Origin of the sequence: Streptomyces sp. SLBN-31, assembly GCF_006715395.1 — a bacterium.
Taxonomy (GTDB): domain Bacteria; phylum Actinomycetota; class Actinomycetes; order Streptomycetales; family Streptomycetaceae; genus Streptomyces.
In genome coordinates, this window is record NZ_VFNC01000001.1 from 3668160 (window position 1) to 3681731 (window position 13572).

A 13572-nucleotide genomic window follows, 5' to 3' on the forward strand; every position below is an offset into this window, starting at 1 on the left:
CCGGGGCGGTTTGGCGTTCGCTGTCGGTGGCGCAGCTGCCGGGCGAGGGGGAGCGATGATGAGGCTTCACGCGGATGTGTCGGCCCGCCCGGCGCCGGGTGAGGCGGCCGCCTGCGGGGAGCGGAGGACGAGCAGGGTGATCTCGCTGGGGGCGAAGACGCGGAATGGCGGCCCCCAGAAGCCGGTGCCGCGGCTGGTGTAGAGGAGGGTGCGGGCGCCGTGGTGGCTGAGGCCGGCGAGGGCGGGCTGGTCGAGTCGGACCAGGTGGTGGAAGGGCCAGATCTGGCCGCCTGGGTGTGGCCGGAGAGCTGGAGGTCGATGCCGGCGGCTGCTGCCCGGTCGATGAACTTGGGCTGGTGTGCCAGGAGCAGGACGGGGAAGGTGGGGTCGGCGCCGGTCAGGGCTCCGGCGAGGTGGGCGCGGTGGCCCGGCAGGCCGGAGGATTCGGCGGTGACGTCGTCCACGCCGGCGACCACGAGGGTGTCGCCTCCTCGTTCGAGCAGCAGGTGGCGGTTGCGCAGCGGTTCCCAGCCCAGCTCGTTCATCAGGTCGACCCAGCCCTGGGCTTCGCTGTAGTACTCGTGGTTGCCGGTGACGTACACCCGGGCCCGGGTGGCCCGCACGGTTCCGAGTGGGGTGGCCTGGTCGCGGCGGCGCTGAGCCGTGCCGTCGGCGATGTCGCCGGTGTGGCACACCAGGTCGGCTTCCAGAGTGTTGACCCTCTCGCACACCCGTGCCGACCAGCGGGCGCGATCGAGTGGGCCGTAGTGGGTGTCCGTGATGAGCACCACGCGGAGGCCGTCCAAACCGGCGCCCAGCCGCGGGAGCTGCACGTCGAGTCGGCGCACGCGGGGGACGCGGCGGGCCTCGGCGTAACCCCAGCCGAGCATGAGGGCGCCGACGCCGAGGATGGCCCAAGTGACGATGCGGGCACGGTCCTGACTTCCGCCGACACCGGCCACGGTGAGGGCGAGCCGCAACAGGACACCGAGCAGAACGGACCAGGTGAACAGAATCCAGCCGGTCCCCAGCAGGGTGTCACCGATGATCGCCGCCCGGTCCTGTTGGCGCCGGCCGTGACCGCGCGCCATCGCGAGGGGCATGCCCACGAGGCCGAGGGCGAACAGCGCGGTGCCGAGCAGCTTGACGGGCAGCGGCCAGCTCTGGCCCGTGTACAGGAGCACCCAGCAGGGAACTGCCCACAGCAGTACGGGGGCGATCAGGGGGATGTAGCGCACCACGCGGAGCAGTCGGCTCCGCCGCGGTACTTGCGCTTCCCCCTCGGTGGTTCGGGTGCTGCTGGTGTCGGTCATGCTTGCCCTCCCCGACCAGGCTGCCGTCACGGGCACAGTATCCGGTTGCCCTGGGGCGGGCCGGATCATCGACCGGATCAGCGTCCATCGGGTGCCGAAGCGAGTGCGCGGTCACCTGAGACTCGCCGGATCACCGCGAAGCCCGCTGAAGTGGGGTGCTGTTCGAGCGCGGAAGACCGAGCGGCCGTGTCGGGAACAGTCGGTCCGACCGGCAGGTTGCATCGACCGAGGAACCGGCGCCACACGGGCGGGGACCACGCAGACCACAGGGTCGTCCGCCCCACCGTGGCCCGGACCTTCGCCACGGTGACGCCTCGCCGCGCACGTGAACCAGGACCCGCTTCGCAGGAGGATTGATCGATGCTCAGTCGGCCTTTGACGCTGATGGCAGTACATGCCCACCCCGACGATGAGGCCACGGGAACCGGAGGGGTCTTGGCGCGGTACGCGGCGGAAGGCATCCGCACGGTTCTTGTGACGTGTACGGACGGCAGTTGCGGTGATGGACCGGGGGGTGTCAAGCCGGGCGATCCCGACCACGACCCGGCCGCGGTCGCCTTGATGCGCCGTCGGGAACTCGAAGCGAGCTGTGAGGTCCTGAAGATCAGCGATCTGGAGATGTTCGACTACGCCGACTCCGGGATGGCGGGGTGGCCGAGCAACGACGCTCCTGGGTCCTTCTGGCAGACCCCCGTGGCTGAGGGTGCGGCCCGACTTGCGGAACGTATGCGGCACTACCGACCTGACGTGGTCGTCACCTATGACGAGAACGGCTTTTATGGCCACCCCGACCACATTCAGGCCCACCGCATCACGATGGCGGCGCTGGAGATGTCCGGTCTGACGCCGAAGGTGTACTGGACCACCATGCCTCGCTCGATGATGCAGCGGTTCGGCGAGATCATGCGCGAGTTCAGTGACGAGATGCCGGAGCCGGATCCGGCGGAGGCTGCCGCGCTGGCGGAAATCGGTCTTCCCGACGATGAGATCACCACGTGGGTGGACACCACCGCCTTCAGCGGTCAGAAGTTCGACGCTCTGGCCGCGCACGCCAGTCAGGGCGAGAACATCTTCTTCCTCAAGATGGGCAAGGAGAGGTTCGGTGAGCTGATGGGCGTGGAGACTTTCGTTCGTGTCCAGGACGCCACCGGTGCGGCCACACCCGAGGACGATCTGTTCGCCGGCCTGCGCTGATCCGCCCGCCCGACCGGCGGCAAGAGCAAGCCGCCCCTGTGTCGCCGTGGTCGGGGAGCGGTGGAGGATGCGGGCGAGTTCGTAGGTTGCTCTGAGGCCTGAAAGACCAGCGGAGCGTCACTTCGAGCACGTACACACGGCGCGGCCCGGTGGGTAGCTGATGCCCACCGGGCCGACTACCGGTTCCCGCCTCGCTCACCGCTGGCGGAGGCGGTCGTGGACGGTCGAGGTGGGCGTCAGTTGACCGGAAGACCGAGCGCCAGTGTCAGTTCGAGGACCCGGTGTGGCGATGCGAGATCCGGAAACAGCTCCCGTAGCTGCGTCATCCGGTACCGGACCGTCTGGGGATGGACGAACAACGCCGCCGCCACCTCGTCCCGCCTGCCCTGGTGCAGCAGCCACGCCCGCAGCGTCTCCTCCAGCCGTCGTGCGGTGGCGGCAGGCACGGCCTGCAGGGGTGCCAGGGCTCGGGCACGCAGGTCTGCGAACGCGTCCGCGTCGGCGCTCAGCACCAGCTCGGGCAGGTGGTCCTCGGTGTCGCGGATGTCGCAGGAGAGGGAGCGCGCACGTACCGCTCGGGCGTACGAGGCGGACGCACGCGTCCACGGCCGGGCCGGGCCGACGACGGCGGTACGGTCGGTCAGCTGCCGCAGGAGATGCGATCGGTCGGCGTCGGGGACGAGCAGCACACCGGTGGCGTCCGGCAGATCGTCGAGGACGAGGGTGCCCGGGTCGAGCGTGCGGTAGGCGGGCCGGGCCTGGGCGGCGGGCAGCAGGACCGCGGTCAGCGAGAGGGGAGGCTGCCACCCGGCCCGTTGAGCAGAGACGAGCAGCACGTCCGGGCTGGCGCCGGCGAGGAGGTCGCGGGCCAGGTGTTCGAGGTGGCGCTCGTGCTCCCTGCCCCGGGCAGCCAGTTCGTCGGCGTGGCCCGCGGCGCTCGCGGCGGAGAGCTCGTCGATGTAGGCGAAGGTCAGCTCGGCGAACTTGGCGACCTCGGCGGCGGGCAGGCCCGCGGGTACGGCACCCGCTGCCAGGCACCGCCAGGCCACGCGGGCCCCGACGCGGTAGGCGCTGAGCAGGGCGTCCATCGAACGGCCGTCACGCACTTCGCCGCGGCCCAGCTCGTAGGCCGCGTCACCGCCGTCGCCGCCCGTGGCGTTCCCGCTCGCGAGGTCCAGGTAGTGCCCCAGGGCGGTGCGGACGGCTCGGCGGATCGTGGCGCCCATGTGGCCCGACAGGGCATTGGCATAGGGCGGGACCTCGTCGATGATCGCCTGGACGACCTCGTCGGCGGTGGTCTTCAGCGCGGCCCGAAGTGCGGTGACCGTCGTCTCATCCAAGGCCAGTTCGCTGGCCCTCTCGGTTACACGGCTCACGTTTTTATTCCCTGCGAACAATTCCACCCACCAGATTCACGTCCTACGGTCAGGACTTTACGCCCTGAGACGCAGCAAGCTGGAGTCATGACGAGTACAGCCCTGCGCAGCAGGGCGTGGAAACTGCTGGAGATGGTCACGACGCCGCTGCTGCCGTCGGACTACCTCGACCTGGTCAGCCCGCTGCGTGCGGGCGCCGACCTGCGAGGGCGCATCGAGGCCGTGCACCCCGAGACGGGTGACGCCGCGACCATCGTGATCAGACCTGGACGGGGCTGGCGCGCTCACACGGCCGGTCAGTACATGCGGATCGGGGTCGACGTCGACGGGGTGCGCCTGTGGCGTGCCTACTCCATCACCTCGCCGACGAACCGCCCGGACGGCCGCGTCACGATCACCGTGAAGGCGATCCCTGACGGCAAGGTCAGCAACCACCTGGTCCGCAGGGCGAAACCGGGCACACTGATCCAGCTCGACCAGGCGACCGGTGACTTCGTCCTTCCGCGGGCCAAGCCCGCCAAGGTGCTCTACCTGACCGCCGGCAGTGGCATCACACCCGTGATGGGCATGCTGCGCGACACCGAGTTCGACGACGTCGTCATGGTCCACTGCGCCCCACGGCCACAGGACGTGATCTTCCGCGACGAGCTGCACGGCCTGGTCGCGGACAAGAAGCTGCGGCTCACCGAGGTGCACACCGACACGGACGGCATGCTCGACATCGCCCGGCTCGACGAACTCGTGCCCGACTGGACCGCGCGTGAGACCTGGGCCTGCGGGCCCACGGGCCTGCTTGACGCGGCCGAAAAGCACTGGAGCGACCACGGCGTACCAGAGCGCCTGCACACCGAACGTTTCCGCCCCAGCATCGTCGTCGCCGGCGACGGCGGCGAGGTCACCTTCAGCGCCACCGGCAAGACCGTCGACGCGGACGGCGCCACGCCGTTGCTGGACGTCGGCGAGGAAGCGGGCGTGCTCATGCCCTCCGGGTGCCGTATGGGCATCTGCTTCGGCTGCGTCTCGCCGCTCAAGGCGGGCGCCGTCCGCGACCTGCGCACCGGCGAGATCACCGAGGCCGAGCCGGGCGTCCTCATCCAGACCTGCGTGTCCGCCGCCGCGGGCCCCTGCGACATCGAACGGTAGGAACATCTTGACCGCAATCGACCCCACCGCCCACCTGAGCGCGGAGCAGATCGAGGAGCTCGGCCGCGAACTGGACGCGATCCGCGACGAGGTGATCGCCGGCCGTGGCGAGAAAGACGCCGCCTATATCCGCAAGGTCATCTCCGCCCAGCGCAAGCTCGAGCTGGTCAGCAGGGGCGTACTCCTGTTCTCGATCTTCCCGCCCGCCTGGCTGATCGGCACCGCCGGTCTGTCCGTGGCGAAGATCATGGACAACATGGAGATCGGCCACAACATCCTGCACGGCCAGTGGGACTGGATGCGGGACCCGAAGATCCACTCCACCACCTGGGAGTGGGATCACGTCTCGCCGGCCGACCAGTGGAAGCACTCGCACAACGAGCTGCACCACACGTACACCAACGTGATCGGCAAGGACAACGACCTCGGCTACGGCATCATGCGCGTCGACGAGGACCAGAAGTGGCACCCGTTCCACCTCGGCCAGCCGCTGTGGAACTTCATCAACGCCTGCTTCTTCGAGTACGGCATCGCAGCCTACGACTTGGAGCTCGGCAAGAACCTGCACAAGCGCCGCCGCAAGAACCCGGAGTTCCGCGCGCGGGCCAGGGCCGTGGGCCGCAAGATCCGCAAGCAGGTGCTCAAGGACTACGTGATCCACCCGCTGCTGTCGGGCCCGTCGTTCCTGCCCACGCTCGCCGCCACGTTCACCGCGAACCTGGTCCGCAACCTCTGGTCCCACTCGGTGATCATGTGCGGCCACTTCCCCGAGGGCGTGCAGGTCTTCGAGCGCCGGTCGATCAAGGGTGAGACGCGCGGCCAGTGGTACCTGCGCCAGATGATGGGCTCGGCGAACATCAGCGGCAGTAAGGCCATGCACTTCATGACCGGCAACCTGTCGCACCAGATCGAGCACCACCTGTTCCCGGACCTGCCGAGCAACCGGTACGCCGAGGTCGCGGTGAAGGTGCGTGCGCTGTTCGAGAAGTACGAGCTGGAGTACGTCACCGGCCCGCTGCCCAAGCAGGTGTTCTCCGCGTGGCACAAGGTCTTCCGGCTCTCGCTGCCGAACAAGAAGCCCGTGGTGAAGGCGCCGGAGCGCGAACAGGAGCTCGTCGCGGCCTGATTCCCGCCAAGAGTTCAGGTACGCGGTCGTACGAGTCGCCATGTTGCCTGGCGAGCGGCTGTGGAAGAGGGCGTCGAGTCCTTCACGAAGGACGGTGACAAGTGGGCGTCCGTTCCGATCATGGTGACGGAGGCGCGATAAGCGTGGATCCGAGGCAGTCCAACCCGACCGGGCTGAGTCGGATCCCCGAAGGGGACGTGAGCCCGCGTGACACCAGATGGCTCGTCCAAGTCGACGTCGAGCGCGCGGCCCTTGAGGAGCGCTGGGGTGCGCCCGAGGTGGCTCGTGATGACTTCGCGGAGTGGTTCTGCTTCGCGTTCGCCACGGCGGAAGGGGAGGCCTTCGTCCTGCTGCGGGAGGTGGCGCATCCTCCCGCGCCCGGATTCGTCCTCAGCGTGACGAAGGGGCTCTTCTCACTGGAGGCCGCCGACCGGATCGTCCGGCGACTGGACGTTGCCGGCGCGCGGATCACCCACACGAACGCCGAGGCCGTCTCTTAGCAGCCGGTGGGGGGTAGTGGTGGTGGCAGGCGGCCTGTATGGCCGCCGCTCTCTCGCCCATTCACGACTCGTGTTGTCGGCTCAGGTCCAGGGCCCCTCGGCGTGACGGTGCTGGCCCTGCCCAGGCCGGTATCGGCGGCGTCTATGAGGCCGGTGCGGGATGCGGTCCAGAGTGCGCCGTCTCCGGCAGTTTCGCTGCTACGGGTCGAGGCGATCGACTGCCTGCTCGCTCCATGCCCGGATGACCGATGTCTGCTCGGGGGTCAGTGAGTCGAGGAAGTGGCGGCGGATGTTGCCGCCGTGCACGTGGATGGCGTCCTGGGCGGCGCGGCGCCCCTCGGCGGTCAGTCCGATCCCCGCGCGCCGGCCATCGGCCCCGTACTGAGTGCGCTTGACGAAGCCGCGTTTTTCCATGCGGGTCAGCTGATGTGAGACGCGGCTCTTGTCCCAGTCGAGCGATTCGGAGAGCTCGCCCACACGCAGCTCGCGGCCGGCGGCCTGCCACATCGTCACCAGCACGCTGAACTCGGCCTTCGAGATGTCGCAGTCACGCTGCAGACCACGTTCCAGCTCCCTGGTGAGCAGGCGCTGTGCGCGCATCCAGGTATCCCAGAACTCCCACTCCTCGGGTTCCAGCGACTGAGTCTCCGTCATATCACCGAGGATACCGTGACCAGCAGTGTTGTCACGTCAACTCCTTCGGCCTAGAGTTGACGTGTCAACTCCTGAGAGGAAGACCATGACACTTCGCATCGCGATCATCCTCGGCAGCACCCGCCCCGGACGCCGCGGCGACCAGATCGCCGCCTGGACACTGGAAGCCGCCCGCGCCCACGGTGGAGCCGACTACCAGCTCATCGACCTCGCCGACCATGATCTCGGCAACCTCGACGAGCCCGGCAACCCGAACCTCCAGCAGTACCAGCACGTTCACACCCGCGCCTGGGGCGCACTCATCGACAGCTTCGACGGCTACGTCTTCCTCGTCCCTGAGTACAACCACTCCTACCCCGGAGCCCTGAAGAACGCCCTGGACTACGTGTACCGGGAATGGAACGACAAGGCCGCCGGGGTCATCAGCTACGGCGGCTGGGTCGCCGGGGCCCGGGCCGCCGAGGCACTGCGGCTCGTCCTCGCCGAACTCCAAATGGCCACGGTTCGTGCGCAGCCCACCATCTCGACACACGCCTCGTTCCATACCGGCACCTTCGTCCCCCAGGACGGTCTCGAGACTGCTGTGGGCGGCATGCTCGATCAGGTGATCGCATGGTCCGGCGCGCTGCGCGGGGTGCGCGAGGTCAAGACGCATACGCCCACGGCTGCATGAGGTCCGGTTCGCAGCGGTTCGCGAACAGCCCGAAAGGCCTCGCGGCCGACGACGGCATCACCGCTCGGCTCCACCCCACGATGCGCCCAGGTAGACAGGATCCCGGGAGGGCGACCCAGACCACCAGCCCGACCGCCTTCTAGTCGTCGATCCGTACCGGCGCGTGGGGGTCGGCGACGTGGGGGAGGACGAAGTTGTAGCCGATGGCGGCGTGTCCGCCGCCGTTGGGGCATACGCCTTTGTCGGGGTAGCCGTCGTAGAACATGGCCTGGCAGTTGGCGCAGTAGCGCCAGTCCGTCTGTGCGGTCGGAGTGCCGGCGATGTCGTGCGGTGGCACATAGTGCTTGCCGTCGGCGACATGGCTCCCGCCGCCTGGGCAGCGGCCCTTTTGGGGGTAGCCGTCGTAGAACATGAGCTGGCAGCGTCCACAGCGGCGCCAGTCGGTCTGCGCGGTGGGTGTGCCGGGCACGTCGTTGGGAATGACGAAGGTGTAGCCGATGGCCTGGTGTCCGCCGCCGGTGGGGCAGGAGCCCTTTTGCGGGTTGCCGTCGTAGAACATCGCGTGGCATTTGCCGCAGTAGCGCCAGTCGGTGACCGACATGGCAGTCTCCCTTCGTGTGTTCGTCCGGGGGGTGGCCCGCACGCCGTGACCGACGCTAGCCAACCGCTGTCAGCCCGGCGTTACTCAGCCGTCATCGCGCCGCTTGCGCGAGGCGCTCCGCGGCACGGCAAGCGTGGCGATCGTGAACGTGTCTCCCGCCGCCCAGTTACGGTTACTCGGGCCGTTCCGGAACCGTCCCGCGGCACCGGCACCTACTCCTCACATCAGGGGATCCCCGAACTGTTCGAGGAGAACATCGACCGGCGTATGGTCCGTGGGATCGGACGCGTCGTCGTGCAGGAGCTGCTCCGCCCAGATGACCTTGCCGTGGGACGTGTACCGCGTCCCCCACCGCTGTGCGAACTGCGCCACGAGGAACAGCCCCCGCCCGCCCTCGTCCGTGGTCGCCGCCCGCCGCAGTCGCGGAGAGGTGCTGGAGCCGTCCGACACCTCACAGATCAGACTGCGTCCGTGCAGCAGGCGCACCTTCACAGGTGGCGACCCGTAGCGGATCGCGTTCGTGACCAGCTCGCTGAGGATCAGCTCCGTGGTGAACGCGGTCTCCTCCAGTCCCCACCCGTTCAGAACGGTCCTGCACTGGGCCCGCACCGAGGGCACCACCGCCGTGTGGGGCGGCACATCCCATTCGGCCACCGACGAGGACGGGACCCGCCGGGTCCGCGCCGCCAGCAGTGCGATGTCGTCCGAGAGCCGGTCCGGCTTCAACGCCCCGATCACCGCCCGGCAGGTCTCCTCCGGAGTGCGCTCCCCGGCCCCGGCTCCGCCCAGCGCCCGGCGCAGCCCGTCGAGACCGGCGTCGATGTCGCGGGCGGCGTTCTTGACCAGCCCGTCGGTGTACAGGATCAGCTGCGAGCCCTCCGCCAGGCGCACGTCGGCGGTTTCGAAGGGGTAACCCCCCAGACCGAACGGGGGCGAGGCCGGCACCTCGGGGCAGACGACCGTCCCGTCCGGGTTCACCACCACGGGGCCGGGATGCCCCGCACGGGCCATCGTGCAGATCCCTGCCACCGGGTCGTAGATCGCGTACAGGCACGTCGCTCCGGTCAACCCCGCCCCCTCCTGGTCGTCGGGGGCAGTGCCGGAGTCGTCCTCGTCGTCCAGGCGGGCGACCAGATCGTCCAGCTTCCCGAGGACCTCGTCGACGGGGAGGTCCAGCGTGGCGAAGTTGTGCACGGCGACGCGCAGCCGCCCCATCGTCGCCGATGCGTGCAGCCCGTGGCCGACGACATCGCCCATCACCAGTGCCACACGTCCGCCCGGCAGCGGAATGACGTCGAACCAGTCCCCGCCCACTCCCGCCTCCGACGGCAGGTACCGCCAGGCCACTTCCAGGGCGTCCTGCTCCGGCTGGCCCCGCGGCAGCAGACTGCGCTGCAGCGTCACCGTCATCGCGTGCTCGCGGGTGAACCTCCGGGCGTTGTCGATGGCCACCGCCGCCCGCGCCCCCAGCTCTTCCGCGAAGGTCACGTCCTCCGGCCCGAATGGGGGCGAGCCCTCCGTGCGGTAGAAGTGCGCGAGGCCCAGGGGCACCCCCCGCGCCCGCAGCGGCATGGTCACCAGGGAGTGCAACCCCAGCTCCAGCGCCTTTCGAGCGCGTTCCGGATCCTGTTCCTGCCAGCCGTGGGCCTGCCGCAGGTCCGCCTCCAGGACACCCCGGCTCTGTTCCAGCGCCAGCATCTGCGGAGTCTCCGGCGAGAACGTGATCACTTCACCCAGCCGGTACACCGGCAGCATCCGCTGATCTCCGCTGATCGCGGACCGCAGCAGGTGGCGCCAGCCCTCTGTCGTCGGCTCGGAGCCGCGCACCACCGAGTCCAGCAGATCCACCGCGACGACGTCGGCGAACCGGGGCACCGCCACGTCGGCCAGTTCCTGGGCCGTGCGCTCCACATCCAGCGTCGTCCCGATCCGCATCCCCGCCTCGTACAGCAGCTTCAGCTGTCCCAGCGCCACCTCGGCCCGCCCCGACACCACCGCCAGCTCCGTGGTGTCCCGCAACGTCACCACGCTGCCCGCGTGGTCGGTCTCAGGGAACGTGGGCCGCTTGTTCACCGCCAGCAACCGGTCGTTGGCGAGGTGCACCTCGTCGGTGACCTTCTCCGGGGATGCGAGCACGCGTGCCATCTGCTCGGGAAGCCCCAGATCCCGCACGTACCGGCCCTGTGTGTCCGCCGGCAGACCCAGCAGCCGCTTCGCCTCGTCGTTGGCCAGCAGCAGCCGTCCGTCCTCGCCGGTGATCAGCACCCCCTCCCGCGCCGCGTGCAGCACGGCCTGGTGGTGCTCGTACAGCCGCGCCAGCTCCACCGGGGCCAGCCCATGGGTCTGCCGCAGCAGTCGCCGGGACACCGCGGTCGTCCCCGCCGCGGCCAGCACCAGCATGATCGCGCCGATGCCCAGGACGATCGGCAGCTGCGGCATCCACAGTCGCGACACGTTCCTGACGGTGATGCCCGCGGAGACCAGGCCGACGACCTTGCCGCGCGCGTCGGTCACCGGGACGACCGCCTGGACGCCCGTCCCCTTGCCTGCCGGCAGAGGCGGACCGCCCGCCTGTTCGACGACGGTACGGCCTTCGAGCGCCGGCTCGATGGTTCCGACGAACTTCTTCCCGATCTCCGAGGGGTAGGGATACGTGTACCGGATCCCCTCCGTGCTCATCACGACGATGAAGTCCATGCCCGCCCGCTTGCGCGCCTCCTCGGCTCGCGGTTGCAACACGGCGGTCGGATCCGGGCTGCGCAGCGCCAGGCTCACACCAGGGGCGCTGGCGAACGACTGGGCGGCCACCACCGACTCCCGACGCCCCTGCCGCACCGCGTCGCGCGCCGCCTGCAGCACGATGCTCGCCACCGCGACCACCACCAGCAGCACCACGATCGCGCTCTGGACGAGGAACACCTGCCCCGCCGCGGTGCGCGGGCTCAGTACCGACGGGCGCCGAGTCCGCCGGCCATCGGTGGGCGGAGGACGTGAGGTCCGCAATCGGCTGAGATATCCCTGCATACACCCTTGATAACACCGCTGCGCAGACCTGGGACGACTAAAGACGCCTCCCCGGAGAGGCGATCCCGCCGCGAGTCGAGCAACCTGAGGGCCGTGACGGGGGACCGCCCGAACGGCGCCCCGGGTGAGGGGCGCCGGCGACCGCGCGCCGGGCCCGGCGCCCGCCTTCCGTCGGCCGGATGACGACGCATCCTGCCGCACGTGTCTGATCATGAAGAACGAGCCGCGTCTTCCATCCGAGTTCGATGCCTGGTTCCTGTCGTTATGATTCATTTTGTGATCTGGTCTGGGCGGCCGTGGCGTCGGCATCCTCTTCGCGGCGGCCGGTGGGAAGCGGCCACGCTGTCACCGGTGATCCTCAGCGCCCTCATCGCCGTTCTGGCGTTCTCCACCCCACGGCAGATCGCCTTCAGCCGCCTCCTCCCCACCGCTCCCGCCCTCGCCGCCGCCATGTGGCCCGTGCTTCCCACGCTCCTGCTCGGACTGTTCTGCCTCCTGGTCATGATCGGTCTCAGCTTCGTCTACACCGACCTGGGAACGCCCTACACGTCGGCAGCCATCGTCGCGGTCACCCTGGCGGCCGCCTACGCCAGCCATGTTCGGCTGCAGCGCGAGGAGACGCTGTTCCACGTCCGGCTCGTCGCCGAGGCAGCCCAGGAGGTGCTGCTACGCCCTCTGCCGCGCTGCATCAACAACATCGAGATCGAGGCCCTGTACCTGGCGGCACAGGAGGAGGCCCGGATCGGTGGCGACTTCTACGAGGCGGCCGACACGCCGTACGGGATCCGGCTGCTCATCGGCGACGTGCGCGGCAAGGGCCTGTCCGCGGTCGGAGCGGCCTCCGCGCTGATCAGCTGCTTCAGGGAGGCCGCGTACGACGAGCCCGATCTCAGCGGCATCATTCATCGCCTGGAAGTCACCATTACCCGTCACAGTGCCGCGTTCGCCGTCCCGGACCGGCCGGAGCACTTCGCCACCGCCCTCATCATCGAAATCCCTCAGGACGGCGGTCAGGTCAGACTCGTCAGCTGCGGGCACCCTCCACCCGTGCTCGTCCACCAGGGCAAGACCAGGCTGCTGGAGGCCACCACCCCCTCGCCGCCGCTCAACCTGACGACGCTCGTCGGCGAACACCACCGCGTGGACACCTTCGACTTCACCCCCGGCGACCTGCTGCTCCTCTACACCGACGGGGTGACGGAGGCCCGGGACCGCGCCGGCACGTTCTTCCCCCTGCCGGACTGGACCCAGCAGCAGGGCCAGGCGCCGCCCCGCGAGCTGCTCGACCGGCTTCACGCAGCCCTGCTCCGCTACAGCGGCGGAAGGCTCGACGACGACGTCGCCGCCCTTGTCGTGCACTGCCCGGACGCGTGGGCCAGGGAGCACGACCTATAGGCCTCGCCCGGGCGGCCGTGGCGGAGATCGTCACCGGCTTCGCCGGACACGGCCCGCTCAGCGGAGCCCGTGTCCGTGGGGCGGTCCGGGCCGGGGCGGGGCGTGGAGGCGTCCCACCCCGGCCGGGTGTCATCGCAGGTACTTCACCGGCTTGGTCGCCGCGTTGAGCAGGTATTCCAAGGGACCGCGACGGAAGAAGCGGGACCAGACCCCCGCGAACAGAGTGGCTGCGAGGATAGCGGGGGTGGGGCCGCCAGTTGCCGGATGGGCGGCGGGTGACCGGGCTTCGAGGCTGGAGGCATGACACACCGTGCGCGACACAAGGAAGGCGAGACTTCGCTGCGGTCGGAGGCCGACGTGCCGGGTCGTGACGTCGTCTCCGGCAGGGGCGAGTTCCTGGAATTCCTCGGCCTGACACTGGCGGCCGGCACCTTCGCCCTGGTCGTCGCCCATCCTGAGGCCTGCGAAGCGTTGGTACACACCCTCGCCGCGAGCACAGGCCGACCTACCCACTGTTCGACACACGCTCACGCCCCGGTGTGCCGGGCACCGCGTGTGCGGTGCCCGGCACAC

The 13572-nt window shown here is 69.5% G+C and carries 11 protein-coding genes and 1 pseudogene; 6 read left to right on the forward strand and 6 right to left on the reverse strand.

All coding sequences use genetic code 11. The features are described 5' to 3' along the window. Positions 1–66 precede the first annotated feature (66 nt). Positions 67–1313 (reverse strand): annotated as a pseudogene (locus FBY22_RS16930) (metallophosphoesterase). Positions 1314–1673: 360 nt separating this feature from the next. Here FBY22_RS16930 and FBY22_RS16935 point away from each other — a divergent pair. Continuing rightward, positions 1674–2507: a PIG-L family deacetylase gene (locus tag FBY22_RS16935; protein ID WP_142146461.1), complete on the forward strand. Its 834-nt coding sequence runs from the start codon at positions 1674–1676 to the stop codon at positions 2505–2507. Positions 2508–2743: 236 nt separating this feature from the next. On the opposite strand, the gene FBY22_RS16940 is transcribed toward FBY22_RS16935, so the two are convergent. Then, entirely contained in the window at positions 2744–3883 is a 1140-nt protein-coding gene (locus FBY22_RS16940; RefSeq protein ID WP_142146463.1) for a CdaR family transcriptional regulator, read from the reverse strand. An 87-nt stretch (positions 3884–3970) separates the two neighbouring features. Here FBY22_RS16940 and FBY22_RS16945 point away from each other — a divergent pair, with 87 nt between their 5' ends. The 3 genes from FBY22_RS16945 (at position 3971) to FBY22_RS16955 (ending at position 6652) form a co-directional block, all read left to right on the forward strand. Further along, positions 3971–5026 (forward strand): ferredoxin reductase, encoded by a 1056-nt coding sequence (locus FBY22_RS16945; protein WP_142146465.1) that lies wholly within the window; start codon positions 3971–3973, stop codon positions 5024–5026. Positions 5027–5033: 7 nt separating this feature from the next. After that, positions 5034–6152, forward strand: a complete 1119-nt coding sequence (locus FBY22_RS16950; RefSeq protein ID WP_142146467.1) for an acyl-CoA desaturase — start codon at positions 5034–5036, stop codon at positions 6150–6152. Between the two features lie 197 nt (positions 6153–6349). Further along, positions 6350–6652 carry a hypothetical protein gene (locus tag FBY22_RS16955; protein ID WP_260844887.1) on the forward strand — a complete coding sequence of 101 codons (303 nt, stop codon included), beginning with the start codon at positions 6350–6352 and terminating at the stop codon, positions 6650–6652. Between the two features lie 198 nt (positions 6653–6850). On the opposite strand, the gene FBY22_RS16960 is transcribed toward FBY22_RS16955, so the two are convergent. Continuing rightward, positions 6851–7306 carry a MarR family winged helix-turn-helix transcriptional regulator gene (locus FBY22_RS16960; RefSeq protein ID WP_142146469.1) on the reverse strand — a complete coding sequence of 152 codons (456 nt, stop codon included), beginning with the start codon at positions 7304–7306 and terminating at the stop codon, positions 6851–6853. An 85-nt stretch (positions 7307–7391) separates the two neighbouring features. On the opposite strand from FBY22_RS16960, the gene FBY22_RS16965 reads away from it, so the two are divergent. After that, positions 7392–7979: an NADPH-dependent FMN reductase gene (locus tag FBY22_RS16965; protein ID WP_142146471.1), complete on the forward strand. Its 588-nt coding sequence runs from the start codon at positions 7392–7394 to the stop codon at positions 7977–7979. A gap of 139 nt (positions 7980–8118) precedes the next feature. Here the strand turns inward: FBY22_RS16965 and FBY22_RS16970 are convergent, their stop codons facing one another. Continuing rightward, entirely contained in the window at positions 8119–8580 is a 462-nt protein-coding gene (locus FBY22_RS16970) for a hypothetical protein (protein WP_142146473.1), read from the reverse strand. Positions 8581–8799: 219 nt separating this feature from the next. Then, complete coding sequence (locus FBY22_RS16975; protein ID WP_142146475.1) at positions 8800–11604, reverse strand: SpoIIE family protein phosphatase/ATP-binding protein; 2805 nt, start codon at positions 11602–11604, stop codon at positions 8800–8802. A gap of 351 nt (positions 11605–11955) precedes the next feature. On the opposite strand from FBY22_RS16975, the gene FBY22_RS16980 reads away from it, so the two are divergent. Continuing rightward, the gene (locus tag FBY22_RS16980; protein ID WP_260844888.1) at positions 11956–12999 is read left to right on the forward strand and encodes a PP2C family protein-serine/threonine phosphatase; all 1044 of its coding nucleotides are present in this window, start codon (positions 11956–11958) and stop codon (positions 12997–12999) included. Positions 13000–13128: 129 nt separating this feature from the next. On the opposite strand, the gene FBY22_RS16985 is transcribed toward FBY22_RS16980, so the two are convergent. Then, complete coding sequence (locus FBY22_RS16985; protein WP_142146479.1) at positions 13129–13452, reverse strand: DUF418 domain-containing protein; 324 nt, start codon at positions 13450–13452, stop codon at positions 13129–13131. Positions 13453–13572 lie beyond the last annotated feature (120 nt).

What these genes read in the sequence shown, in the direction of transcription:
- FBY22_RS16935 (WP_142146461.1), top strand. Translation starts at nt 1,674, where the DNA reads ATGCTCAGTCGGCCTTTGACGCTGATGGCAGTACATGCCCACCCCGAC.
- FBY22_RS16945 (WP_142146465.1), top strand. Translation starts at nt 3,971, where the DNA reads ATGACGAGTACAGCCCTGCGCAGCAGGGCGTGGAAACTGCTGGAGATG.
- FBY22_RS16960 (WP_142146469.1), bottom strand. Translation starts at nt 7,306, where the DNA reads ATGACGGAGACTCAGTCGCTGGAACCCGAGGAGTGGGAGTTCTGGGAT.
- FBY22_RS16965 (WP_142146471.1), top strand. Translation starts at nt 7,392, where the DNA reads ATGACACTTCGCATCGCGATCATCCTCGGCAGCACCCGCCCCGGACGC.
- FBY22_RS16970 (WP_142146473.1), bottom strand. Translation starts at nt 8,580, where the DNA reads ATGTCGGTCACCGACTGGCGCTACTGCGGCAAATGCCACGCGATGTTC.
- FBY22_RS16975 (WP_142146475.1), bottom strand. Translation starts at nt 11,604, where the DNA reads ATGCAGGGATATCTCAGCCGATTGCGGACCTCACGTCCTCCGCCCACC.
- FBY22_RS16985 (WP_142146479.1), bottom strand. Translation starts at nt 13,452, where the DNA reads ATGGGCGACGACCAGGGCGAAGGTGCCGGCCGCCAGTGTCAGGCCGAG.